Raw genomic sequence first — 24,014 nt, forward strand, 5'->3', positions numbered from 1 at the left:
CCGTCGCCTGCATTCCTTCCTCTTCCCCCTTTTTCTGCAGAGTTTATGGCCAAGATCGTAGTGACCGGCGGCAAGCCGCTGCACGGTGAAGTGAACATTTCCGGCGCCAAGAACGCCGTCCTCCCCATCCTGTGCGCGACGCTGCTGGCCGATGCGCCGGTGGAGATCACCAACGTGCCGCACCTGCACGACGTGGTCACCACGGTGAAGCTGCTCGGCGAACTGGGCGCCAAGGTCACCATCGACCAGGGCACCCTGTCGCGCGGCAGCGCGATCGTGGTCGATCCGCGTCCGGTCAACCAGCACGTGGCGCCGTATGAGCTGGTCAAGACCATGCGCGCGTCGATCCTGGTGCTGGGCCCGCTGCTGGCCCGCTTTGGCGCGGCCGAAGTGTCGCTGCCCGGCGGCTGCGCGATCGGGTCGCGTCCGGTCGACCAGCACATCAAGGGCCTGCAGGCGCTGGGGGCTGAGATCACTGTCGAGAACGGCTTCATCAAGGCCCACGCCACCCGTCTGAAGGGGGCCCACTTCACCTTTGACATGGTCAGCGTCACCGGCACCGAGAACGTGCTGATGGCTGCCGTGCTGGCCGAAGGCACCACCGTGCTGGACAACGCGGCGATGGAGCCGGAAGTGACCGATCTCGCCCACTGCCTGATCGCGCTGGGCGCGAAGATCGAGGGCCTGGGCACCGCCCGCCTGGTGATCGAAGGCGTCGAGCGTCTCTCCGGCGGCCGTCACGAAGTGCTCCCGGACCGCATCGAAACCGGTACGTTCCTGGTCGCCGCCGCGATGACCGGCGGCAAGGTCACGGTCAACCGCGCACGTCCGAACACGATGGACGCGGTGCTGTCCAAGCTGGTTGAAGCCGGTGCGACGATCGAGACCACCGACGACAGCATCACCCTGGACATGCAGGGCAAGCGTCCGCGCGCGGTCAACCTGACCACCGCGCCGTATCCGGCCTTCCCGACGGACATGCAGGCGCAGTTCATGGCGCTCAACTGTGTGGCCGACGGCGTGGGGGTGATCAACGAGACGATCTTCGAAAACCGCTTCATGCACGTCAACGAGCTGCTGCGCCTCGGCGCGGACATCCAGGTTGAAGGCCACACGGCGATCGTGCGCGGCTCGGTCGAACTCAGCGGCGCGCCGGTGATGGCGACCGATCTGCGCGCGTCGGCGTCGCTGATCCTGGCCGGGCTGATGGCCGACGGCGATACCACCATCGACCGCATCTACCACCTGGACCGCGGCTACGAGAACATCGAAGAGAAGCTGTCTTCGCTGGGCGCCACCATCCGGCGCGTGGCCGCATGATCCTGCGCGGCCGGTTCACCCGCCGCCGCAAGGCGCTGCTGATCCTGGTGCTGGTGGTGCTGGGTTGGCTGGGCTATGCCTGGTACGCCAGGATCGCCATCACCCGTGGCATCGAGCAGCAGGACATGGACTGGAACGCCGACGGCAGCGTCAGCCGCACCGAAGTGCTGCAGGCGTTCTACGCGGTGGGCGTGGACGATACCCAGGAAGGCAACCGGCACTGCCGCACCTTCTACTGGCGCGCCAATCACGAGCAGATCCGCGTGGACTGCAAGACCGTGTTTGGCGAGGCCAGCCCGGAATGAAAAAACGCCCGCGCAAGCGGGCGTTTTTTTTGGCGGCTTACTTGAAGGACTTGATGGTCAGGTCCAGCGCGTCCTTGCCGCCCTCACGCTGCAGCAGGCGCGCCGGTACCGGGAACTCCTTCACGATCCAGGCGATCAGTTCCTTGTTTCCATCGCCGCGCGAGACCTTGGTGGCATCGTAGGTCTTGCCTTCGACGGTGATCTTTTCCTGGCCGACCACCTTGTAGGTCATCGGCTTGATCCGGCCTTCGTCGACCATGCGGTAGTTCAGCGGCTTGCCGGCCGCCAGATCGCGCGCGATCGCCAGGTTGATCAGCAGGGCGTCCATGTCGCCGGCCTTGAGCGCCACCGGCCCGCGACGCTCGGGCTTGATGTCGCCGGTCCAGGTCGCCTGATTGCTGGTCCAGTTGTAGGCGGCGTCCACATTGCGCTTCTTGACCAGCAGGATCGAGCGGTCGTGGCTGCTCAGCGGGCGCAGGCGGCCGGCGGCTTCCTCGAACACCGTGCTCTGGCTGAGGTCGGCCAGCTGGTTCTTCACGTTCAGGCTGTAGCGCCACTTGTTGGCGCCTTCGCTGGCCAGGGTCATGGTGCCATTGGCCTGCATGCCCATGTAACTGGCCTGGTAATCGGCCTTGAAGGGCTGCAACGCCATTGCCGGCAGGCTCACCACGGCCAGTGCGCCGGCGGCGATCCAGGTCAGCGGACGGTTCATCATGGTCATGCTCAAACTCCTTGGTATTCGATCAGGCGCAGGTCGATCCGATCTTCGCCGTCTTCGCGTTGCAGGATACGTACGGGCGTGGGCACGCCGTTGGCGATCCAGAGGATGGTTTCATCGTTGCCGCCGTTGGTGCGATACACCCGCAGCGCGTTGTAGGACAGGTCGCCGACCTGGACGTTCTCGGTGTCCGGGGCGGCCTGGTAGTCGTGCTGGCGCACGCGGCCCACGTCCACGTAGCGGTAGTGCATCTGACCGCCCGGGCGCGCGTCGCGCATGATCGCCAGGTTCAGCAGCAGGGCGCTCTGGTCGCCGCGCTGCAGCGGGATCGGCACGGTGCGTTCCTTCTTCAGGTCGCCCAGCCACTGCGCGGTGCCGGCCTGCCAGTTGTAGGTGCCGGTGACCTTCTTGCCCAGGAACAGGCCCTTGCGGACGGTGGCCTGGCTGAGCGGCACATAGGTGTCGCCCTGTTTCTCGAACACGGTGCTCTGTTCCAGGTTCAGACCGAGCACGCTGGCGAAGCCACGGCGTCCCACCACCTGCATGTCCACGCGCCACTGCGCACCGCCGGTATGGGTGACCCGCATCGTGGCATCGCCGGCCTCCTTGCCCTTGTACATCGCCTGGTAGGTGGCCGTGAACGGCTGCAGCGGCGGTGCCTCCCACGGCGTTGCAGGCAGGGCCGGCGGCGGTTCGGGCGCGGCCGGAGCTTCCTGCGCCTGCACGAGGGCAGCGGTGCACAGCAGGGATGCGATCAGCAGCACTGGCTTGAACAAGGGCGTTCTCATGCGGTCAAGAAGAGCGGAGGAGGGAGGATGCCAGCGCCGGGGTCAGCGGCATGTGTGCGCCGCAGTCAGCGGTTCAGCTGTCCGGCGCAATCTAGGCGCAGCGGATTAAACAGGGGGTGACCGTCGACAGCAACCTGACCGTCGCGTTCAGACACGCGCCCGGCCACGAGCAGGCGCAGGCTGGCGATCAGCAGCGGGTGTTCGACCGCCAGCACCCGCTGGGCCAGCGATTCGGCGCTGTCGCCGGGCAGGACCGGGACCCGCGCCTGGGCCAGTACCGTGCCGGCATCCAGCTCGGGCACCACGAAGTGCACGCTGGCGCCGTGCTCGGCATCGCCGGCTTCCAGCGCACGGGCGTGGGTGTGCAGGCCCTTGTAGCGCGGCAGCAGCGAGGGATGGATGTTGACCAGGCGGCCACTGAAGCGCTGCACGAAGGCCGGCCCGAGGATGCGCATGTAACCGGCGCAGACCACCCAGTCCGGCGCGAACGCGGCCAGCGCATCGGCCAGGGCTGCATCGAACGCGGCGCGGTCGGCGAAGTCGGCCGGCGCACATGCCCAGCGCCGTTCCGGTGCCACCTTCAGCAGCGCGGCCGCGCCGGGGCGGTCGGACAGCACGCCCACCACGTCGGCGTCGAGCTGCCCGGCCGCCTGGGCATCCAGAATGGCCTGCAGGTTGCTGCCACGGCCGGAGGCCAGCACCGCGATGCGCGTACTCATGCCGGGAGGGCGTTGCCGTCGTCGAAGGCCGCGCGCACTTCCGGACGCTTGAAGGCCACGTAGGCGTACGCACACAGGGCCATGCCCAGCGGCCCGGCGAAGCAGGCCAGGAAGCTGGCGATGGTGCAGTACCGCAGGCGGATCCGACGGCCGATGTAGCGGGCGGTGAAGAACTGCACCACGCCCAGGATCGCGCCCAGTACCGACAACGCCAGCAGGACGATGAACAGGCCGACCGGCGCGGCGTCCGGGCTGGTCGACCCGCGCTCGCTGACATAGCCGGCCACGCTGATCAGCACGAACAGGCCGCCGGCCAGGACGTGCACGATGGCCAGCACGTAGAACAGGATGTTGAGATTCTGCAGGTGCGAACGGACCTGCAGCGGGGTCCACTGCGAGGACGGGGCGGGCAAGGGGGGCGGGGTCGGGGTCATCGGGCGCTCAGGGTTGGGCCGGCACGGGCTGGAAGGCGGGCTTCACCGCCGGCTTCAACAGCACCACCAGGGTGAACACGCCCAGCACGGTGCCGAACGGCGTGAACAGACACGACAGGGCCGCCACCACCAGGCACAGCGTGTACCGGCGGCGCTGCGCCAGGCTTCGCCCGGCCAGCACCATCAGCGATGTCATGGTCAGGCAGACCACCAGGAACAGCGCGCCCATGCCGACGAACATCCAGCCCACCATCAGGTCGCTGTTGGCGCCGGCGGCCTGCTGGTTGGCCGGGAACCAGCCGTTGACGATGCCAAGGCCGATCCCGATGTAGAGCAGCGGGAAGAGCGCGAACAGGGCCATCAGGCCGGCGACCACGTAGTGGAAGATCGACAGCAGGCGCAGATGGCCCTGGTCTTCCAGCGACAGCAGCGGCGGCGGAGCCAGCGGGGTGGGGGCAGCGTCCATGCGTATCTCCCGGATCAGCCGATGTGGACGCGTTCGGCGCCGTCGGTGGCGGCGGTGACCTCGCCGATGGTCCAGTGCGCCAGGCCCAGGCCGTCCAGCGCGGTGCCGATGCGCCCGGCCTGCGCCGGCGGGACCACCAGCACGAAGCCGATGCCGCAGTTGAAGGTGCGCCACATTTCGGCATCGGCCACGGCGCCTTCGCGCTGCAGCCACTGGAACACCGGCGGCAGCGACCAGGCGCTGGCGCGGATGTCCAGGCCCAGGCCATCGGGCACCACCCGGATGATGTTCTCGGTCAGGCCGCCACCGGTGATGTGGGCCATGCCGTGGATGGCCTCGCCGTGGGCCTTGAGCAGCGCCAGCACCGGCTTGACGTACAGCGCGGTCGGCGCCATCAGCGCATCGACCAGGCGCTTGCCGTCCTCCAGCACCAGGTCGGCCGGCTGCCCGGCGCGGTCGTAGATGCGGCGGATCAGCGAGTAGCCGTTGGAGTGCGGGCCGGAGGAGGCGATGCCGATCAGCAGGTCGCCCTGGGCCACGCGCGCGCCGTCGAGCAGCTCGGACTTCTCCACCGCGCCCACGGTGAAGCCGGCCAGGTCGTACTCGCCCGGCGGGTACATGTCCGGCATTTCGGCGGTTTCACCGCCGATCAGCGCGCAACCGGCCTCGGTGCAGCCATTGGCGATGCCGCCGACCACGGCGGCGGCCGTGTCGATGTCCAGCTTGCCGGTGGCGAAATAATCCAGGAAGAACAGCGGCTCGGCGCCCTGCACCAGCACGTCGTTCACGCACATGGCCACCAGGTCGATGCCGATGGTGTCGTGGCGGCCCAGCTGCTGGGCCAGCTTCAGCTTGGTTCCCACGCCGTCGGTGCCCGAGACCAGCACCGGTTCGCGGTACTTGTTGGACAGGTCGAACAGAGCGCCGAAACCGCCCAGGCCGCCCATCACTTCCGGCCGGAAGCTGCGCTTGACCAGCGGCTTGATGCGTTCGACCAGCTCGTTGCCTGCGTCGATGTCGACACCGGCGTCGCGGTAGGTCAGGGAAGGAGGGGTCGAAGACGGGGAGTTGGTCACGGGCGTGGGCGCTGCGCTGGGGTGAAAGCGGGATTTTAACAGGCCACGTTGGCGCACAGGCCCTATTCGGGCAACAATTCCCCCTGGATACGCTCTATGGAAAGTCCTGATGCGCCGCAGCCTCCTGTTTGTGATGTTCCTCGCCCTGTGCCTGCCGGTGGCCACGATGGCCCAGAGTGGCCTGCGGACCGAGGGCGATGTCGCCAGCGCCTCCGGCGCCTATGAGGCGGAGGTGCCGGTCAACAGCCAGAGCGATGCCGACCGCAATGGCGCCTTGGCGCGCGCGCTGGGCAACGTGCTGGCCAAGCTCTCCGGCGACCGCGGCGTGATGGCCCGGCCGGGCGTGGCGCAGTCCTTGCGCGGGGCCAAGGATTACGTGGCCAGCTACGACTACCGCCAGGACCAGAGCACCTCGGCCAGCGGCGCCCCCAGCTACCGGACGGTGCTGGTGGCGCGCTTCCGCCAGGATGACGTGGATGGGCTGATCGGCGCATTGGGGCTGCCGCTGTGGCCGCAGCCGCGGCCCAAGCCGGTGGTCTGGCTGGCCATCGATGACGGCTCGGGCCCGCGCCTGGTCACCGTGCAGCAGGCCAATGCCGCCCGCCCGTTGCTGAACCGCGCGATCGAGCGCGGCTACAAGCTGGGCCTGCCGTCGGGCAGTGCGGCCGAGCAGGCCCTGGTCGGTGCGATCTGGCGCCAGGACACCGCCGCGGTGGCCCGTGCGTCGGCGCGCTATGCCCCGCCGATGCAGCTGGTGGGCAAGCTGTACCGCGACAAGAGCGGCGGCTGGGTGGCCGACTGGGTGTTCGTCGATGGCGGCAAGGAACTGAACAAGTGGTCCACCAGGGACACCGATGCCCGCCGCGCGATGGCCGGTGGTGCCGACGGGGCCGCCGACGCGCTGGTGCGGCGTTACGCCAAGGCCGGTGCAGCCACCGGTACGGCGGGTACCTACCGGATCGTGGTCACCGGCATCCACAGCGCCGAGGACTACATGCGCCTGGCCGCCGGCCTGCGCGAGACCCCGGTGGTGCGCAACGTGGTGCCGGTGCGCGCTGCCGGCGACCGCCTGGAGCTGGCGCTGGACATGACCACCGGCCTGGCCGGCCTGAACCGCATGCTCGGCGACAATGGCGTGCTGGTGCCGGTCGCACCGCTGCCCGTCCCGGTCGATGGCGACGAACCCACTGCCGCGCCCGTGCCGGCCAGCAACGAGTACCGCCTGCGATGATCCTCAGCCCCGAAGCGGAAATCGCGCAGTTCCTGCGCCGCCTCAAATACGTGCTGGTCGCGCTGGCGGCGGGCTGGGTGATCTGGCTGCTCGGCCCGATTCTGACCCCGTTCGTGCTGGCACTGGCGTTGGCCTGGCTGGGCGACCCGCTGGTCGATCGGATCGAGGCCACCGGCCGTTCCCGCAATACCGGCGTGGTGCTGGTGTTCGTGGCGATGATCCTGGTGATCACGGCGGCACTGCTGATCCTGGTGCCGATGATCGAGCGCCAGATCGCCACGCTGATCGCGGCGATCCCGCAGGCGCAGCAGTGGCTGATGCAGACCGGGATTCCGTGGTTCGAGCAGAAGACCGGCCTGGAAGTCATGCAGTGGCTGGACCCGGACCGCCTGATCGAGTGGGTGCGCAGCCATTGGCAGCAGGCCGGCGGCTTTGCCAAGACCTTCTTCGGCTACGTGTCGCGCTCTGGCTTCACGATGGTCACCTGGGTGGTCAACATCCTGCTGCTGCCGATCCTGGCGTTCTACTTCCTGCGCGACTGGGACAAGCTGGTGGAGCGGGTGGCCTCGATGATCCCACGCAACCACATTGCCACCATCACCAACCTGGCGCGCGAGTCGGATGAAGTGCTCGGTGCGTTCATCCGCGGCCAGTTCCTGGTGATGATCGCGCTGGGCGTGGTGTACGCGGCCGGGCTGTCGCTGGTGGGGCTCAAGCTGGGCCTGTTGATCGGCCTGGTCGCCGGTCTGATCAGCTTCATCCCCTACCTGGGTGCGACCACCGGCATCGTCATGGCCGTGGTGGCCGCGCTGGTGCAGGCGCAGGGCTTCGATCTCAAGCTGCTGATCCTGGTGGGCGTGGTGTTCACCGTGGGCCAGCTGCTGGAGAGCTACGTGCTGACCCCGCGCATCGTCGGCGACAAGATCGGCCTGCATCCGGTGGCCGTCATCTTCGCGGTGATGGCCGGTGGCCAGCTGTTCGGCTTCCTGGGCATGCTGCTGGCGCTGCCGGTGGCGGCGGTGAGCAACGTGCTGCTGCGCTACGCGCACCAGCGCTACCGCGAAAGCGAGCTGTATGCCGGTGAGCGCTCGGCGATCGTGCTCGATTCCTACATCGACAAGACCGACGTGGTGATCGCGATGCCGAAGGATCCGGACGGCCAGTGAGCGTGGTCCCGCAGCTGCCGCTTGCCCTGCGCTACCCGCAGGACGAGCGCCTGGAAACCTTCATCGGCGCCCCGGACGGGGCGCTGGCGCAGCTGCGTGCGATCGCCATCGGCGCGGCATCGGACTGGGTCTACCTGGAAGGCGCGGCAGGCACCGGCAAGACCCACCAGGCGCTGGCGATGTGCTCGCTGGCCGAGCAGGCCGGTCGGCAGCCGACGTATCTGCCGCTGAAGGCGGTGGTCGGGCGCACGCGCGCCGCGCTGGAATCACTGGAAGGCCGTGATCTGGTCGCGCTAGACGGCCTGGATGCCGTGGCCGGGCACCGCGACGATGAAGTGGCATTGTTCGACTTCCACAACCGCGCACGCAGTGCCGGCATCACGCTGCTGTACACCGCCCAGCATGCGCCCGACCAGCTGGGCCTGGTGCTGCCGGACCTGCGTTCGCGCCTGCAGCAGTGCGTGCGCGTGGTGTTGCAGCCGCTGGACGATGAAGGCCGTGCGGCGGTGCTGCGCGAGCGTGCGGCGCGCCGTGGCCTGGCCATCGACGAGGCCGCGATCGAATGGCTGCTGACCCGCACCGGACGCGAGCTGGGCAGCCTGGTCAGCCTGCTGGACTGGCTGGACCGCGAATCATTGGCCGCGCAGCGGCGCATCACCGTGCCGTTCCTGCGCCAGGTGGTGGAAGAAGGCTCGCACCGCCTGTAGCGCGCTCTACCGCTGTGGCTGCCGGCGCAGCGCCGCATCCAGTGCCGCCAACCGCTCCGGCGTGCCCACATCGGTCCATTGCCCACGATGATGCTGCCCGGTGACCCGGCCGTCGCCCATCGCGTGACGCATCAACGGCGCCAGTCCGAACTGCGGCGGCGTGGCAGCGGCACCGTCGGTACCGCCGATGACCTCGCGCCATCCCTGCACAATCCCCGGGCGGAACACGCCCACACCGGCATAGGTCAGGCGCGGCGCATCGCCCACATCGCCCACCGTGCCATCGTCGTGCAGGATGAAATCCCCGCGCGGGTGCTGCACCGGATTGTCGACCAGCACCAGGTGCGCGTCGCCGTGCGGCTGTACCGGCAACGTGGCGAAATCCACGTCGGTCCAGACATCGCCGTTGACCACCAGGAACGGGCCGTCACCCAGCACCGGCAGCGCGTTGAGAATGCCGCCGCCGGTCTCCAGCGGTATCGGACCTTCGTCGACCAGATGCAGGCGCAGGCCCCAGCGCGCGCCATCGCCCAGCGCCGGCGCGAACCGGTCGCCCAGCCACGAGGTATTGATCACCACCTCGTCGATGCCGGCCGCGGCCAGGCGTTCGAGGTGCCACACCACCAGCGGTTTGCCACCGGCCACCAGCAGCGGCTTGGGTGTGTGCAGGGTCAGCGGTCGCATCCGCTCGCCCTTGCCGGCGCAGAACACCAGCGCCTTCATGCGCGCGCCGGCCGCGGTTGCGCCAGCCGGGCCAGCGCGGGCTTGATGCGGTCTTCCAGCAGCGCCCGCAGCGGGGCCAGTTCCGGGTGGCGCGGCAGCACTTCGTCCAGGTACCGGATGAAGCGCGGCGCATCGTCGAAGTAATGGCCCTTGCCGTCGCGGTCGCGCAGGCGCACGAACAGGCCGAGAATCTTCAGGTGCCGCTGCACACCCATCCAGTCCGCGTCGCGCAGGAACTGCGGCCACGGCCGCACCGGCAGGCCGGCGGCCCGTGCCTGTGCGTGGTAGCGCGCCAGCCAGGCATCCACCCGCGCCAGCGGCCAGCTCAGGAAGGCATCCTTGAACAGGCTGACCGGGTCGTAGGCGATCGGGCCGCGCACCAGGTCCTGGAAGTCGAGCACCGCGGGCCCGTCGTCGACCGGCATCAGATTGCGCGGCATGAAATCGCGGTGGGTCAGTACCTGCGGCTGGCCCAGGGCGTTGTCCATCAGGCGGCGATGCACCAGCTGCAGGCCTTCCAGCTCGCCGCAGTCCAGTTGCAGCCCCAGGTGGCGCTGCAGGAACCACTCGTCGAACAGGCCGGCGTCGCGCTGCAGCAGTGCCTCACCGAAGCTGCCCATGCCGTCGGGCACGGGGATCGACTGCAGCCGGATCAGTTGCGCGAAGGCGGCGTCGAACCAGGCATCTGCGTTGGCATCGTCGATGTGGCGGGCCAGCGTGGGGCCGCCGAGGTCCTCAAGCAGCAGGAACCCCTGCTCGACATCGCGCTCGAACACCTGCGGCACGCGCACGCCGTTGGGTGCGAGCAGATCATGCATGCGCAGCCACGGGCGCACGTCCTCCAGGCCAGGCGGAGAATCCATCACGATGTGGCTGCCACGCGTGCTGGTGGCGCGCCAGTAGCTGCGGAAGCCGGCGTCCACCGAGGCGCGGTCGAGCGCCAGGTGCGGGTCGCCAAGCATGGAACCTGCCCACTGCCGGCGGAGGTCGGCGCGCAGCGGGTCGGAAGCGGGTTCGTTCATGGACGGGTACGTCGAAGCGGCGCCGGATGGCGCGCGGAAGGAAAGGAGTGGGGCAAGGTCAGCGTTTGCCGCTGACCAGTCGCAGCACGGCCAGGATGGCGACCGCGCCGATCACCGCGCCGATGAAGCCGGCCGGTTCGCCGCGTGCATACCAGCCCATGTACTGGCCGAACCAGCCGGCAAACAGCGCACCGCCGATGCCCAGCACGATGGTCAGCAGACAGCCCATGCGGTTGTTTCCGGGCATGAAGAAACGCCCGAGCAGGCCGACGATGAAGCCGACCAGGATGATGTAGAGCCAGCTGGTGCTGCCGAACAGACTGTTCATGACGCCGATTCCCGCAGGAGATGGACGCAGCCTACCAAGTGCAGGCTGCGTCCGTCACCGGGACGGTCAGCAGCAGCCGTGGCCGCCGTGGCGGGTGCCGCTGTCGGCCGCCACCGGCGAGCCGCTGGTCTCACCGCGCAGGCTGGCCGCGTAGTGCTCGCTGATCACCTTGGACACGCAGGCGGTCACGCGCTTGCCCATCGGGATGTGCAGGAACTCGTTCGGGCCGTGTGCGTTGGAGTGCGGGCCGAGCACGCCGGTGATCATGAACTGCGCGCCGGGGAACTTCTCGCCGAGCATGCCCATGAACGGAATCGAGCCGCCTTCGCCCATGTACATCGCCGGCTTGCCGAAGAAGGTCTGGCTGGCATCGTCGATTGCCTTGGTCAGCCACGGCGCCATCGCCGGCGCGTTCCAGCCGGTGGAGGCCTTCTCCAGGTCCAGCGTCACTTCGGCACCGTTCGGCGGATCGCGCAGCAGGGCGTCCTTGAGCAGCTCGCCGCAGGTCTTGCCGTCGGCGGTCGGCGGCAGGCGCAGCGACAGCTTCACAGCGGTATGCGGGCGCAGCACGTTGCCGGCCGAGGCCAGCGGCGGCATGCCGTCCACACCGGTCACCGACAGCGCCGGGCGCCAGGTGCGGTTGAGCACCAGTTCGGTAAGGTCGTCATTCATCGGCGTGAGGCCGTCGACCAGCGGGAATTTCTCGAAGATCGCGGTGTCCACCACGTCGGCGGCGCGCTTGGCCTGTTCCAGGCGCTCGGCCGGAATGTCCACATTCATGCCGTCGATCAGGATGCGGCCGGTGTTCTCGTCCTCGATGCGCGAGAGCAGCTGGCGCAGCAGGCGGAAGCTGGACGGCACCACGCCGGAGGCATCACCGGAATGCACGCCCTCATTGAGCACCTTGACCGAGAAATTGCCGCCGGTCAGGCCGCGCAGCGAGGTGGTGCACCACAGCTGGTCGTAGTTGGCGCAGCCCGAATCCAGGCACACCACCAGCGACGGCTTGCCGATGCGGTCGGCCAGGTGATCCACGTAGGCGGGCAGGTCGTAGCTGCCCGATTCCTCGCAGGCTTCGATCAGCACCACACAGCGTGCGTGCGGCAGGCCCTGTTCCTGCAGCGCCAGCACCGCGGCCAGCGAGCCGAAGATCGCATAGCCGTCGTCGGCGCCACCGCGGCCGTACAGCTTGTCGCCGCGCAGCACCGGCACCCACGGGCCGAGGTCGTCGTCCCAGCCGGTCATTTCCGGCTGCTTGTCCAGGTGCCCGTACAGCAGCACGGTGTCGTCGCCGGTCTCGGCGCCGGTGGCGGGAATCTCCAGCAGGATCAGCGGCGTGCGGCCTTCCAGGCGCACCACTTCCACGTTCAGGCCGGGCAGGTTCTGGGCCTTGGCCCAGTTCTCCATCAGCGTGACCGCCTGCTCCATGTAGCCGTTCGCGACCCAATCAGCGTCGAACATCGGCGATTTGTTGGGGATACGGATGTAATCGACCAGTTGCGGGACGATGTCGTTGTCCCACTTGTCACTGAGGAATTGGCCGAGTTTGGCGCTGTCCATCTGAAACTCCGAGTGCATTGGCTAGTCCTCACATTCTACGCCTCCCATCGGGGTAGGGATTTCCCTACATCACGTCGGGTATTTGGCCGGCTGCGTGAAGGTGCAGTGGACGATAGGCTGTGTGTATGTGGCGCGGGACACTGTTTTGGCCGAAGGGAATGTCGGCAGGCACTGTTTCCAAGTCACAAGGAGTTTCACGGTGGGGCCTTGGATTTCGTGGAAGGCGCTGGTGCTGGGAATGCTGTTGATGTGGCCTGCCCATGCGGCGGACCGGATCGACATCAATACCGCCGATGCGTCGATGCTGGAGCAGGGACTGGCGAACGTAGGGCCCAGACGGGCTGAGGCGATCGTTGCATACCGGCGACAACACGGCCCTTTTCTTCGAGTCGAGGAGCTGGCTCGGGTCAAGGGGATAGGGACAGCAACCGTCGAACGGAATCGACAGCGGATGACGGCAGGCATCAGGACGATGCCCGTCGAGGAGCCTCCCAGGAAGGAGGCGCCGCGCTCCGTACCCAGGCGCTGACGGACAGGATTGCCGGAGACGGGCAGGACGCTGGTCGGCCACGCGGGCAGGACGCCCGATGGCACCGGACGCAGCAGGGACGCCCATGCCGCACGGACGCGGCGCCAACGGAAGGCAGGACACCACCAGGACGGTGGCATCCAGACCCGGGAAGGGAATGCGATGGCGGATAGAACAACGGCCCAGTGCAGGGAGCATGGTCGGGACCCATTTGGCAGGATGCGAAAGGGGGAAGGCGGGATGCCGACAAGGACGTGAAGATTGCCCGGTACCGTACAGGACGTATGGCCGGGCAATTTCTTTTCTGCGCGCGTGGCGCACTGCCGCGCCGCGAATCACCACTGCCGTGCGGCGCATCGTGTAGCCTCGGCGCGTCACTGCACAGGAATGAAGCAATGCGCGTACGTCGTTGTCTGTTGAGCGGGGTGGCAACCGCGCTTGTCGCTGCACTGTCCCTGGCCCACGCCGCCACGCCCCCGTCCACGGCGACGGCGGCCACCACCGAGGTCGTACGCGGCCCCACCGACCTCAAGCCCGGCGAGTTCCTCTGGCATCCGGAGATTTCGCCGGCCGGTCCGATCGTGCTGGTGGTCAGCCTGGATGAGCAGCGCGCGTATGTGTATCGCAACGGCATCGCCATCGGGCTGAGCACCATCAGCTCGGGCAAGGCCGGGCACGAAACCCCGACCGGCGTGTTCACCATCCTGCAGAAGGACAAGGACCACCGGTCCAATCTCTACAACAGCGCGCCGATGCCGTACATGCAGCGCCTGACCTGGGATGGCATCGCGCTGCACGGCGGCAGCCTGCCCGGGCATCCGGCATCCCACGGTTGCGTGCGCCTGCCGCAGGCGTTCGCGCAGAAGCTGTTTGGCGAGACCCGGCGCGGCGACACCGTGGTGGTGGCCGATGCCAAGAGCGCGCCGATGACGCTGGCCTATCCGGCGGTATTGGCACCGGTCAACAGCACCGGCAAACCGCTGGTCGAAACCACCGATGCACCGGACCACTACTGGAACGACGCCGCCGCGCCCTCCGGACAGGTCGGTATCCTGGTCAGCCTGCACGACCAGCGCCTGTACGTGCTGCGCGACGGCGTGCTGATCGGTGAATCGCGGCTGGAAGCCAAGGCGCTGCCGGCCTTCGAGGGCACTACGCTGTTCGTGATGCAGCAGGGGTACGCGGATGTTCCCAGCCCCCTGGACGCGCACCAGCGCCTGCACAAGTGGACGGCGTACCCGTTGCTGGGCCAGAGCGAGGGCAACGCCAGCCCGGACCTGCTGGCCACGCCGAGCCTGCCGATGGCGCTGCCGCCGGCGTTTGCCGAGCAGCTTTACAAGGCGCTGGTGCCGGGCACCACGCTGCTGGTGACCAGTCTGCCGGCGGTACGCCCGGTGGCCGATGAACAGAACCTGCAGCCGGTCTTGGAATCCGACGCCCCGGGGTCCACCTTGTAGGGATTGCTCCCGTTGGCGGGTGGTTGCCCATGTCTGCTGTGAAAGCCCTGTTGGCCGCTGCGCTCGGCCTGATTGCGTCCGCCTCGGCGGGCGCAGCCGGGATCCCCGTGGCGGCGGCTGCGCCATCCGCCTCGAGCGCCGCGCGCCCGGCGGCGCAGGACCCGGCCCGGTTGGCCGAGATGCTGGCGCAGGCGGCACCGTCGGCCGACCGCAACGTGCTGCAGCTGGCGGCCAAGGCGATGTCGTGCGCGCTGCGTCGGCCCGATCTTGGCGTCGACCCGGCGCGGTTGAGCGTGATCGACTATTCGCGCCCCTCCACCGAACCGCGCATGTGGGTGTTCGACCTGCGCCGGCAGACGCTGCTGTTCGAGGAATGGGTGGCGCATGGCCGCAACAGCGGCGGCAATCGTACCGAGCATTTCTCCAACCGCGACGGCAGCTTCATGTCCAGCCTGGGCGCGTTCACCGCGAAGGAAACCTACATGGGCGGCAACGGTTACTCGCTGCGCCTGGAGGGCCTGGAGCCGGGCTTCAATGACAACGCGCGTGATCGGGCCATCGTCATCCACGGCGCGCCGTACGTGAACCCCACCTTCGCCCGCATGCAGGGCCGGCTCGGCCGCAGTCTCGGTTGCCCGGCCGTGCGGTTGACGGTGGCCAAGCCGCTGATCGACAGCCTGCGCGGTGGTGCGATGGTGTTCGCCTACTACCCGGACAAGGACTGGCTGGCGCGTTCGCGGCTGCTGGAACCGGACTGCGGCGGCAGCGCCGGCTGAGGCACAATGCCGGCATGTCGACCGATACCTTCCTGAGCGCGGCCACGCGCGTGATTCCCAGTGTCGAGTACCGCCGCGAGCGCTGGCGCAACGGCCTGGGCTGGACCCGCGAGATTGTGCGCGTGCCCGACACCGACGACTGGCAGGTGCGCCTGTCGATCGCCGAGATCGAGCAGGATGCCGCCTTCTCCGCGTTTCCCGGGATCGAGCGCGAGCTGGTACTGCTGCGTGGCGAAGGCCTGCGCCTGCGCTTTGCCGATGGCACGCTGCACACGCTGATGCCGCCGCATGACCGCCTGCGCTTTGCCGGCGAAGCGCAGGTGCGTGGCGAGCTGGTGGACGGCGTCACCCACGACTTCAACCTGATGTGGCGCCGTGATGCGGTGAACGCCGAACTGCTGCATCGCCCGCTGGTGGGCAGCATGTTCTTCTTCACCGAAGCGGACACTGCCTGGGCGATCCACCTGTTGTCCGGACAGGCGCAGTTCGACGGCGACACCAACCTGCCGCCGTTGGAAGCCGGCGATACCGCGTGGCTGGCCGCCGGTGAACGCCGGCGTTTCGCGCTGCACGGCGGTGGGGAGTTGTTGGCGATCCGGGTTTCACCCGGAAAACCCCCACTTGCATGACGACACCGGCAATCAACGGCTGCTGACCCGGATCAGGGAAGCACGGCATGCGTTGCTGCAGGGGCACTGCTCTCCCGCCGAACCGGCGCACACCTTGCGGGTAACTGGCCGTCGATCAACTGCCTACGCTGCGCAACGTCCGGCAAGGGCGTGACCGTCGATCGAAGGCGGCTCCGGCACCGGTGATGCGTTCGCCGCGCAGGCCACTGCTACCGGCAGTCGTCCGGTAACCGGCCCTGCCGGCGATGCCCGATGGCCGTTGCTCAGTACACGTCGCGCCGATACCGTCCGGCGACGATCAGGGCTTCTTTGCCTTCGCGTCCCAGCGCCTGTTCGATCACTGCATCCACCGCCGGGGCCATGCCCTGCAGGCTGCCGCAGACCAGGATCGTGGCACCGTCGCGCACCCACTGGCGCAGCTCGTCCAGGCGCGCCTGCAGCCGGTCCTGCACGTAGCGATGTTCACCGCCGTCGCGACTGAACACCGTATCCAGGCGCTGGATGCCCCCGGCCTGATGCCAGGCGATGAGTTCATCGCCAAAGAAGAAATCGTGGGCCTGGGTACGCTCGCCGAACAGCAGCCAGTTGCGCCGCGCGCCGGCATCGATGCGGGCGCGCAGATGCGCGCGCAACCCGGCGATGCCGGTGCCGTTGCCGATCAGGATCAACGGTGCGTCGTGCGCCGGGGCATGGAAATTCGGGTTGCTGCGGAAGCGCAGGTCGATGCGGCCGCCCAGGTCGGCGTGGTCGCACAACCAGCCGCTGCCCAGCCCGGGCGTGCCGTCCGGGCGCAGCTGGCGGCGCAGCAACAGCATCACCTGGCCTTCGACGGGCATGCTGGCGATGGAGTACTCGCGGTGCGGCAGCGGCGTGAGCGAGGCGACCAGGGCCGCGTCCTCGGCGGGCACCGCATCGGGCAAGGCCGGCAGGTGCGCGCGCGCCAGGTGGGCCGACAGCGGCTCGCCGCCCACCATCCTCGCGCCGTCGCGTGCGTGGGTGGCCAGCCACGCCGCCACGTCGGCCGGTGCGTGCCGCGGCCCGATTTCCACTACGTCACCGGCCTGCCAGGCCGGCAGCGCGCCGTCAGCCGGCACCAGCGCGATCCGCCAGGTACCGGTGCCAGGGCTGCCGGGGTTCTCCAGCGTGCGCGCCTGCAGGTGCCACGGCCGGTACTCGGCCGGGGTCCAGTCCGGCAGGTCGGTGGCGGCGCCGCCGAGCTGGCCGAGCAGCTGCTGCCAGTGGCGCAGCGCGGCGGGATCGGCGTTGTCCACCTCCACGGTATCGAACAACGGGTGCGCGCCGTGCTGGCGCAGCCACGCATCGAGCTGGTGCCCGAACGCGCAGAAATGCCCGTAGCTGCGGTCGCCCAGCGCCAGTACGCCGTAGTGCAGCCCGGGCAGGGCCAGCGCTTGTGGCATGACATTGCGCAGGAACGGCAGTGCGTGATCGGGCGCATCGCCTTCGCCGGTGGTGCTGACAACGAACAGGGCCTGCGTGGCCTGCTGCAGGGTCGCCGCATCAATCTGGTGCAGGCCGCGGACGCGTACCGCCACGCCGGCTGCACGCAGGGCGTCGGCGCTGCGTTCGCACAGCTGCTGGGCAAACCCGGTCTGGCTGGACCAGACCAGCAGGGTCGGCGGTGGGCCACTGTCGCTGGCGGTGTCGTCGCGCGGACGGCCCCGCCACCACACCACCGCGCAGAACACTGCATACGCCACCACGCTGCCGGCGGCCCAGCTCCAGCGCGCGGGCAGCGGTGCACTCTGCCACCACGCGTCCTGCTGGTGCAGGCCCAGCAGCCACACTGCGATCAGCAACAGCAGCGCGATGACGGCGGTGTTGCCGAGGGTGGCGCGCGAGGGGAATCTCATGCCGCGCCCGCCGCATCATCGCCAAGCAGCTGCGCGAAGGCCGGGCTCAGGTGTTCGTCGATGCCCTGCGCGCCACGGGTGACGAAGCGGGCCGCCAGGCCGTGGGCACGCGCGAAGGCGAGGCCCGTTTCCACGCCCATCACCGTCAGGGCGGTTGCCCACGCATCGGCGTGCATCGCATCGGGGGCCACCACGGTGACGGCGGCGGCCGCGCGTGCAACGGGCGCACCGCTGCGCGGGTCCAGGGTGTGGCTGAACTGCGCGCCGTCCTGTTCAAAGTGATGCCAGCGGTCGCCGGAGGTGGCGACGGCGCGATCGTCGAGCGTCAGCACGCGGGGCGGGTGGATTGCCCGCGCATCGTCCTCCGGCGCGGATTCAACCAGCACGCGCCACGGCTGGCCGTCGGGCTTGCGCCCATAGCCATGCAGTTCGCCCCCCACTTCCACCAGCGCGGCGTGCACGTCCTGCTGGCGCAGCCAATGGACGATCTGGTCGACACCGAAGCCCTTGGCGATGGCCGAGAGATCCAGCTCCAGTCCACCGGGTTGGTACAGCCGGCCGGGTTCATGCCGCAGGCGCTGCCAGCCACAACGTGCACGCGTGGCGGACAGGGTCTGCGCGTCGGGCACGCGCCGGGCCTGCGCCTGTGCACCGAACCCCCACACCGCCACCAGCGGACCGATGGTGGGATCGAAGGCGCCGCCGCTGCGCCGGGCGATGTCCAGCGCGCACTGCACGACCGTGTCGAACAGCGGCGGCAGGGCCTGCCAGTGGCCGGCATCGGCGCGGTTGAACCGCGCGATGTCGCTGCCGGACTCCCAGGTGCTCATCTGCGCCACGACGGCGTCGAGCTGGGCCTGGATGCCGGCATGCAGCGGGTGCAGGTCGCGCGTACGCGCCACCGCCAGCTTTACCTGCCAGGTGGTGCCCATGCTGTGGCCACCGAGGCTGGCGATGTCGAGGAGCGTGTCGTTCATGGGCGAGGGCAGGGACGCCGGGCAGGGCCCGGCGTACGGTTACTGCGGCAGCACTTCCAGGGTGGCGACGTAGCTCAGGCGGCGGGTCGTGGCCTGTTTGACGGACACCTTCTTGTCTTCGGTGCCGGTTTCCAGCCAGTACATGCCGGCCTCGGGCCAGGTGACGGTGAACTCGCCCTTCTTGTCGGTGGTGACCTTGATCTCTTCCTGGGCGTTGCGATAGCGCGTGCCGCCGCGGGTGATCTCGAACGCCAGACCGGCGCGCGGCTTGCCATCGACCAGCACGCGGAAGGACGCGGGCTCGCCGGCGACCAGGTCGTTGGGATGGGCCAGCGCCACCATCTCGATGCCCTGCCTGGTGGGCTTGAGTGCGGTGTCGTTCGGGGTGCCGTTGGTGACGAAGGTTTCCACGCGGCCGACCGACTGCGACACCTTCAGGTTCTTGGCTTTCTTCGGCACTTCGCTGGCGAAGGTGGCGGCGGTACCGCGCCAGCGCTTGGGCTTGCCATCTTCGTCCCAGGTGGCCGACAGGCCGTTGTTGACGGTGGCCAGGCGGTAGGTGCCCTGCTGGGTCAGCTCAACGTCGAACACGCTGCGGAACTTGCCGGTGGAGGCGTTCTGCGGCTGCACGGTGGTGCCGTCCGGTGCGGTGATCACCAGGTTGTCCAGGCGCAGCGGCACGTGGTTGAAGTAGAACAGGTCGTTGGACACGGCCGCGTCGACGGTGATCCACGGGTTGTTGCCGGCGATGACGGTCTGCGAGGGCTGCAGCCAGGCCTTGTGGGCCAGGGCGGAGAACGGAAGGGCGGCGGCCAGGGCGGCGGCTAGGACGAGCGTGCGCTTCATCAACAACTCCAGGGAAAGGGAAAGAATCAGGGCTTGGCCGACAGCGTGACCAGGCCGAGCTCGGTGCTGCCCTGGGCCTTGCCGGTCTGTGCGGACGTGGCAGGCCAGGTGAACGGGATCTTGAGCAGTTCACGGCCGCCGACTTCGCGCACCGCTTCCACCACCAGCGTGTAGTTGCCCGGCGCCAGGGCCTTCAGTGCCGGCTGCTTGTCGGAGAACGACAGTGCGTGCTTGCCGACCGGGCGGGTCGGGCCGGTGACACCGTCCACCGGCACGTCCAGTGTGCGGCCGCTCTTGCGCCACCACTGGCGCAGGTCGGGCAGCCACTTGGTGCCGTGGCCTTCGCTGTTGCTGGTCTGCTGGTACCAGACCGACAGGTTGGCGGCGACCTTCTGGTCGGCGCCTTCCAGCCACACCGCGACGTAGGGCCGGTGGTACTCGGCGACGTTGAGCTTGGGCACCTCGACGTTGATGTCCAGCGTGGTGGCATAGGCCGGCGAGGTGGCCAGCAGGCCGCTCAGGGCAATGGTCAGGGTGACGCGCATGGTGAGGCTCCGGAAAGGAAAACGGTCAATGGATGAGGATCAGGGCGATCAGCAGCGGCACCAGCAGGCCCAGCCCGACCAGTGGCCAGGTCATGCGGCGTTGGCGGGCGTGCAGGTGCAGCAGGAACAGGCCGGTGATGCAGAAGACCAGGCAGGCAACGGCGAAGATGTCCAGGAACCAGCCCCACGCCGGGCCGGCGTTGCGGCCCTTGTGGAGGTCGTTGAAATACGAGACCCAGCCGCGCGCGGTGGATTCGTATTCCACGGCGCCGGAGTCGCGGTCGATGCTCAGCCAGGCGTCGGCGCCGGGGCTGGGCATGGAGAGATAGATTTCGCCGTCGGACCACTCGGCCGGGCGGCGGCCGATGGCGATGCCGAGCTGGGCATCGAGCCAGCGGCTGGCCTTGCGCGGCAGCGGGGCCGTGCCGTCGGTGCGGGCGCCAAGCGTGCCCAGCAGGTCGGCCGGCAGCGTCAACTGCTGGCTGACCACCACCGGTTTGGCTTCGATCTTCGCCGCATGGTTGAGGGTGATGCCGGTGGCGGCAAACAGCAGCATGCCGATCAGGCAGACGGCCGAGCTGATCCAGTGCCACTGGTGCAGCGTGCGCAGCCAGAAGCCGCGGCTTTGTTGTTGCTGCACGCTGGAGGAAGGAGTGGTCACAGGCAGGGATCAGGAGCTCAATGGCGAATTACACCATTGATGAGAATGGTTCGCAATTTTGGGCGGGAAGGGGGGCCGACCCGCGGTCGGCCCCCACCACAACACCCGGCAAGGTGGCGCCCGACCGCGGGTCGGGCGGCGCCTCAGAACCTTGCGTTCAGCGACATCCAGTAGCTGCGACGCTGGTCCTTGGTGGCGTAGTCATCCACGCAGTTGTACTCGCTGTCGCTGATCAGCACGCACGACTGGGACACGAAGTCCTTGTCGAACAGGTTGTTGACGCGTGCGTTGAGGGTCAGCCACGGGGTGATGGTCCAGCTGCCACCGAGATGGAAGACGGTGTAGTCCTCGTAGTAGCGCACCTGCGAGGTGCTCACGCCGCCGACGCTGGTCACCAGCGTGTCGCGGTAGCGGTCGTAGCGGCCTTCGCCGATCAGCGACAGGCTGACCGTATCGTTGAGCTGCCAGTTCAGGCTGGCGTTGGCCATGTGGCGCGCCGGGGTCGTGGTGCCGCCCACCGGCTTGCCCTTGTCCACGCCGCTGGTCTGCTCGGAACGGGTGTAGGTGTAGTTGCCGCGCAGCTGCAGGTTGTCCAGCAGGTCCACGTAGGCAGCCGCTTCCACGCCCTTGGTTTCGGCCTTGTCCACGTTCACGCTCTGGGTGAACGTGCTGTAGCCCAGTTCGGCCCAGCCCGGGCCCACGTCCACGCAGTAGCCGCCGCCAGCCGGGGCGACCTCGCAGTTCGGGAACGTGCCGCCGCTGGCGATCTTGTCGTCGAACTGGTTGAAGAAGCCGGTGACGTTGAAGCCCCAGTCGGCGCCCTCGTAGTAGGCGGCCAGCTCATAGTTGGTGCTGGTTTCCGGCTTGAGGTTGGGCGAACCCACCAGCGGCAGCACGCCCTGGCCACCGAAACCGGTGACGCCGGGGAACAGCTGGTCCGGGCGCGGGGTCTTGTAGCCGGTGCTCACGCCACCCTTGACGGTCCAGGCATCGCTGGCGTTCCACACCAGGTAGCCGCGCGGGCTGAGGTGGCTGCCGAAGATGTTGTGGTGGTCGTAGCGCAGGCCGATGGTGGCGGTCAGCGTATCGGTCAGCGACCAGTTGTCCTCGGCGAACACCGACGACATGCGGTGCTTCTGCTTCACGTTGTCCTGGTAGCCGTTGCCGTCCATGCCGAACACGCCGTCGGTCATGTCGGTGTCGGTGTACTGGCCGCCCACGGTCAGCTTGTGCGCGCCGAAGGTCATGTCCAGCATCGTGTCGAGCACGATGCCTTCCAGTTCCATCGTGCGCAGCGGACGCGGCAGGAAGGCCTGCAGCCGCGCCAGCTCGGCCGGGTTCAGGGCGGTCAGCGCGTTGCCGCGGCCGGCGGCGCAGTTGTTGGCCGCGCCGGTGCGGCGGCACACGTCGTTCCACAGAGTCTGCAGGTCGGCGCGCTCGTCCAGGGTCAGCGGCAGCGAGCGGCCCAGGTTGTTGCTGGTGGTGTGGGTCAGCGTGGTCTGCCAGGTGCCGAAGTCGTACCGGCCCTGGTGGGTCAGGGCCACCTGATCGCGCTCATAGCGCTGGTAGGCGGTGTAGCCCACGCGCGGCTGCACCACGCGGCGGGTGGTGGTGCCGGTGCCGTTCGGGTTGGGAAGGGTGGCATTGCCGACGCGCCACAGGCTGGCCAGGCTGTCCAGTGTGCCGGTCTGGCCCTGGCTGTTGTCGTACTTCTGCCGCGAGACGTCGTAGTCCAGCCACAGGTCGTGATCGTCGTTGACGGTGAAGCTCAGGCGCAGGCCGGTGTTCCAGTTGGTGTTGGCCACGGCCTTGCCGCCGCCGCCGAAGCCGATGCTGCGCGCCCACAGCGTGCCATCGGGCAGCGGCAGGTCATCCCATTCCGGGTTGGAGGCCTTGGCATCGTAGTAGCTGCCGCGCACCGACAGGCCGATGCGGTCCTTGACCAGCGGGCCGCTCAGGTACACGTCGGTGGTGCGCGCATCGCCGAACTGGTCGTCCTGCTGCACGGTGAAGCCCTGGGTGACCGAGCCGTGCCAGGTGTCCTGGTTGCGGCGGGTGATGATGTTGATCACTCCGCCCATCGCGTCCGAGCCGTACAGGGTGGACATCGGGCCGCGCACCACTTCGATGCGCTCGATGGCATCCAGCGGCGGCAGGTAGGCGAACTGGCCGCCGCCGAAGTTGTTCGGGTACAGCTGGCCGACATTGCTCTGGCGACGGCCGTCGATCAGCACCAGGGTGTATTCGGACGGCATGCCCCGCATGGAAATGGTGGCGCGGCCGTTCTTGTCGGTGGTTTCCATGCCCACGTCGATGCCTTCGACGTCGCGCAGCGCGTCCACCAGGCTGGTGTACGGGCGCTTGCTGAGTTCTTCGCGGCTGACCACGCTGATGCTGGCCGGCGCATCGGTGATCTTCTGTTCGAAGCCCGAGGCGGTGACCACCACCTTGTCCAGGGTCTGCGGGGCACCGCTGCCGGTGGCGAAGGCCGGCGCCGACAGCGCGCTGAGCAGGGCGATGGACAGGGTGTGGCGGGACAGGGGCGTGCGGCGACGCTGGCGCAGGGCCATGAGCAATACCTCGAAAGAAAGACGGATGCGCGGGCCCGGGCTATCGGCCTCGGCACCTGCAGGGGATCAGGGAAGCGCCCGCAAGGCGGGCAGGCAGCGGTGGTACCGGCAGCGCGACGCGGTGGCGTCGGCCGTGACCGGGATCAGCCCTGCGGGGGCGCCTGGCCGCGCTGGACGCGCAGGCCGGGGGCAGCAGGCAGCGGCGTGGCCGGTGCCGAATCGATCGAGGGGGCCACCTGCGGTGGCGCGGCCACCAGTGTGGCCATCAGGGCGTCCAGTCCGTCGGCCGCAGTGGCGGACGGAACCAGGGGCGGTGCTGCGGCGGCGCGCGCGCTGGCGAGCCGGCGCGGCTTGGCCGGGGCCTCTTCCTGCGGGGCGGATTCGCCGCCGCCGGGCAGGCGTTCGTCCATCGGCGCCTGCACCAGCTGCGCGCTGTCGGGCACGGTGTGCCCGAGCATCGGCAGGGTGGCCAGCAGCATCGACAGCAGGGCCAGCCAGGCCAGCACCGTCGCCAACGCCGGACGCTGCCCGCGCATGGCGGGAGCGAAGCTGCGGTGGCGGTGCGGATGGCGCAAGACGATTCCCTGGAC

At 68.7% G+C, this 24,014-nt stretch carries 26 protein-coding genes; 9 read left to right on the forward strand and 17 right to left on the reverse strand.

Translation table 11 applies throughout. The features are described from left to right. The first annotated feature begins 45 nt into the window (after positions 1-45). Both murA and ACPEH1_RS07110 read left to right on the forward strand, forming a co-directional pair. Positions 46-1,320, forward strand: a complete 1,275-nt coding sequence (murA, locus tag ACPEH1_RS07105; protein ID WP_017356229.1) for a UDP-N-acetylglucosamine 1-carboxyvinyltransferase — start codon at positions 46-48, stop codon at positions 1,318-1,320. Next, the gene (locus tag ACPEH1_RS07110; RefSeq protein WP_017356230.1) at positions 1,317-1,625 is read left to right on the forward strand and encodes a hypothetical protein; all 309 of its coding nucleotides are present in this window, start codon (positions 1,317-1,319) and stop codon (positions 1,623-1,625) included. The genes murA and ACPEH1_RS07110 overlap by 4 nt, the downstream gene beginning before the upstream one ends. Before the next feature lie 37 nt (positions 1,626-1,662). On the opposite strand, the gene ACPEH1_RS07115 is transcribed toward ACPEH1_RS07110, so the two are convergent. The 6 genes from ACPEH1_RS07115 to purM all read right to left on the reverse strand — a co-directional run bounded on the left by ACPEH1_RS07115 (position 1,663) and on the right by purM (position 5,826). Continuing rightward, positions 1,663-2,346 carry a DUF3108 domain-containing protein gene (locus ACPEH1_RS07115; RefSeq protein WP_017356231.1) on the reverse strand — a complete coding sequence of 228 codons (684 nt, stop codon included), beginning with the start codon at positions 2,344-2,346 and terminating at the stop codon, positions 1,663-1,665. 2 nt (positions 2,347-2,348) lie between these two features. Beyond that, positions 2,349-3,131, reverse strand: a complete 783-nt coding sequence (locus ACPEH1_RS07120) for a DUF3108 domain-containing protein (protein ID WP_026070793.1) — start codon at positions 3,129-3,131, stop codon at positions 2,349-2,351. Between the two features lie 65 nt (positions 3,132-3,196). Further along, on the reverse strand, positions 3,197-3,850 hold the full coding sequence (gene purN, locus ACPEH1_RS07125; protein ID WP_017356233.1) for a phosphoribosylglycinamide formyltransferase: 654 nt from the start codon (positions 3,848-3,850) through the stop codon (positions 3,197-3,199). Further along, the gene (locus ACPEH1_RS07130; protein WP_026070794.1) at positions 3,847-4,284 is read right to left on the reverse strand and encodes a hypothetical protein; all 438 of its coding nucleotides are present in this window, start codon (positions 4,282-4,284) and stop codon (positions 3,847-3,849) included. The genes purN and ACPEH1_RS07130 overlap by 4 nt, the downstream gene beginning before the upstream one ends. Positions 4,285-4,291: 7 nt before the next feature. Then, positions 4,292-4,750 carry a membrane protein gene (locus tag ACPEH1_RS07135; protein WP_017356235.1) on the reverse strand — a complete coding sequence of 153 codons (459 nt, stop codon included), beginning with the start codon at positions 4,748-4,750 and terminating at the stop codon, positions 4,292-4,294. Positions 4,751-4,764: 14 nt separating this feature from the next. Next, positions 4,765-5,826: a phosphoribosylformylglycinamidine cyclo-ligase gene (gene purM, locus ACPEH1_RS07140; protein ID WP_017356236.1), complete on the reverse strand. Its 1,062-nt coding sequence runs from the start codon at positions 5,824-5,826 to the stop codon at positions 4,765-4,767. Positions 5,827-5,935: 109 nt separating this feature from the next. Between purM and ACPEH1_RS07145 the strand changes: the two genes are divergently transcribed. The 3 genes from ACPEH1_RS07145 to hda are packed head-to-tail and all read left to right on the forward strand — an operon-like array spanning position 5,936 to position 8,930. After that, entirely contained in the window at positions 5,936-7,057 is a 1,122-nt protein-coding gene (locus tag ACPEH1_RS07145; protein WP_017356237.1) for a DUF2066 domain-containing protein, read from the forward strand. Then, positions 7,054-8,223, forward strand: coding sequence for an AI-2E family transporter (locus tag ACPEH1_RS07150; protein ID WP_166472688.1), 1,170 nt, complete (start codon positions 7,054-7,056; stop codon positions 8,221-8,223). The genes ACPEH1_RS07145 and ACPEH1_RS07150 overlap by 4 nt, the downstream gene beginning before the upstream one ends. Then, positions 8,220-8,930, forward strand: coding sequence for a DnaA regulatory inactivator Hda (gene hda / locus ACPEH1_RS07155; RefSeq protein ID WP_017356239.1), 711 nt, complete (start codon positions 8,220-8,222; stop codon positions 8,928-8,930). Before ACPEH1_RS07150 ends, hda begins: the two co-directional genes overlap by 4 nt. 6 nt (positions 8,931-8,936) lie before the next feature. Here hda and murU read toward each other — a convergent pair whose 3' ends face one another. The 4 genes from murU to ACPEH1_RS07175 all read right to left on the reverse strand — a co-directional run bounded on the left by murU (position 8,937) and on the right by ACPEH1_RS07175 (position 12,563). Then, positions 8,937-9,653, reverse strand: a complete 717-nt coding sequence (gene murU / locus ACPEH1_RS07160) for an N-acetylmuramate alpha-1-phosphate uridylyltransferase MurU (protein WP_017356240.1) — start codon at positions 9,651-9,653, stop codon at positions 8,937-8,939. Beyond that, positions 9,650-10,675 carry an aminoglycoside phosphotransferase family protein gene (locus ACPEH1_RS07165; RefSeq protein WP_423715511.1) on the reverse strand — a complete coding sequence of 342 codons (1,026 nt, stop codon included), beginning with the start codon at positions 10,673-10,675 and terminating at the stop codon, positions 9,650-9,652. Before ACPEH1_RS07165 ends, murU begins: the two co-directional genes overlap by 4 nt. 58 nt (positions 10,676-10,733) lie before the next feature. After that, positions 10,734-11,003: a GlsB/YeaQ/YmgE family stress response membrane protein gene (locus ACPEH1_RS07170; protein WP_136006530.1), complete on the reverse strand. Its 270-nt coding sequence runs from the start codon at positions 11,001-11,003 to the stop codon at positions 10,734-10,736. 66 nt (positions 11,004-11,069) lie between these two features. Beyond that, the gene (locus tag ACPEH1_RS07175) at positions 11,070-12,563 is read right to left on the reverse strand and encodes a M20 family metallopeptidase (RefSeq protein ID WP_136006532.1); all 1,494 of its coding nucleotides are present in this window, start codon (positions 12,561-12,563) and stop codon (positions 11,070-11,072) included. 247 nt (positions 12,564-12,810) lie between these two features. Here ACPEH1_RS07175 and ACPEH1_RS07180 point away from each other — a divergent pair, with 247 nt between their 5' ends. The 4 genes from ACPEH1_RS07180 to ACPEH1_RS07195 all read left to right on the forward strand — a co-directional run bounded on the left by ACPEH1_RS07180 (position 12,811) and on the right by ACPEH1_RS07195 (position 15,954). Next, complete coding sequence (locus tag ACPEH1_RS07180; RefSeq protein ID WP_262072343.1) at positions 12,811-13,092, forward strand: ComEA family DNA-binding protein; 282 nt, start codon at positions 12,811-12,813, stop codon at positions 13,090-13,092. Between the two features lie 395 nt (positions 13,093-13,487). Beyond that, entirely contained in the window at positions 13,488-14,549 is a 1,062-nt protein-coding gene (locus ACPEH1_RS07185; RefSeq protein ID WP_153164535.1) for a L,D-transpeptidase, read from the forward strand. A gap of 29 nt (positions 14,550-14,578) precedes the next feature. Then, on the forward strand, positions 14,579-15,325 hold the full coding sequence (locus ACPEH1_RS07190; RefSeq protein ID WP_153164534.1) for a murein L,D-transpeptidase catalytic domain family protein: 747 nt from the start codon (positions 14,579-14,581) through the stop codon (positions 15,323-15,325). 14 nt (positions 15,326-15,339) lie between these two features. Further along, a complete protein-coding gene (locus ACPEH1_RS07195; RefSeq protein ID WP_312710875.1) occupies positions 15,340-15,954 on the forward strand; it encodes a HutD family protein in 615 nt (204 codons plus the stop codon). A gap of 263 nt (positions 15,955-16,217) precedes the next feature. On the opposite strand, the gene ACPEH1_RS07200 is transcribed toward ACPEH1_RS07195, so the two are convergent. The 7 genes from ACPEH1_RS07200 to ACPEH1_RS07230 form a co-directional block, all read right to left on the reverse strand. Further along, on the reverse strand, positions 16,218-17,825 hold the full coding sequence (locus ACPEH1_RS07200; RefSeq protein ID WP_423666570.1) for a sulfite reductase subunit alpha: 1,608 nt from the start codon (positions 17,823-17,825) through the stop codon (positions 16,218-16,220). Beyond that, complete coding sequence (locus ACPEH1_RS07205; protein WP_423715513.1) at positions 17,822-18,802, reverse strand: FAD:protein FMN transferase; 981 nt, start codon at positions 18,800-18,802, stop codon at positions 17,822-17,824. The genes ACPEH1_RS07200 and ACPEH1_RS07205 overlap by 4 nt, the downstream gene beginning before the upstream one ends. 39 nt (positions 18,803-18,841) lie before the next feature. Continuing rightward, positions 18,842-19,648: a DUF4198 domain-containing protein gene (locus ACPEH1_RS07210; RefSeq protein ID WP_423715515.1), complete on the reverse strand. Its 807-nt coding sequence runs from the start codon at positions 19,646-19,648 to the stop codon at positions 18,842-18,844. Between the two features lie 26 nt (positions 19,649-19,674). Further along, a complete protein-coding gene (locus ACPEH1_RS07215) occupies positions 19,675-20,193 on the reverse strand; it encodes a DUF2271 domain-containing protein (RefSeq protein ID WP_017355781.1) in 519 nt (172 codons plus the stop codon). A 25-nt stretch (positions 20,194-20,218) separates the two neighbouring features. After that, positions 20,219-20,854, reverse strand: coding sequence for a PepSY-associated TM helix domain-containing protein (locus ACPEH1_RS07220; RefSeq protein ID WP_423715517.1), 636 nt, complete (start codon positions 20,852-20,854; stop codon positions 20,219-20,221). A 143-nt stretch (positions 20,855-20,997) separates the two neighbouring features. Then, on the reverse strand, positions 20,998-23,424 hold the full coding sequence (locus ACPEH1_RS07225) for a TonB-dependent receptor domain-containing protein (RefSeq protein ID WP_423715519.1): 2,427 nt from the start codon (positions 23,422-23,424) through the stop codon (positions 20,998-21,000). A gap of 143 nt (positions 23,425-23,567) precedes the next feature. Continuing rightward, a complete protein-coding gene (locus ACPEH1_RS07230; protein WP_423715521.1) occupies positions 23,568-23,999 on the reverse strand; it encodes a hypothetical protein in 432 nt (143 codons plus the stop codon). Positions 24,000-24,014 lie beyond the last annotated feature (15 nt).

It is taken from the genome of Stenotrophomonas sp. NPDC077421 (assembly GCF_049545505.1).
Classification (GTDB): Bacteria; Pseudomonadota; Gammaproteobacteria; order Xanthomonadales; family Xanthomonadaceae; genus Stenotrophomonas; species Stenotrophomonas nematodicola.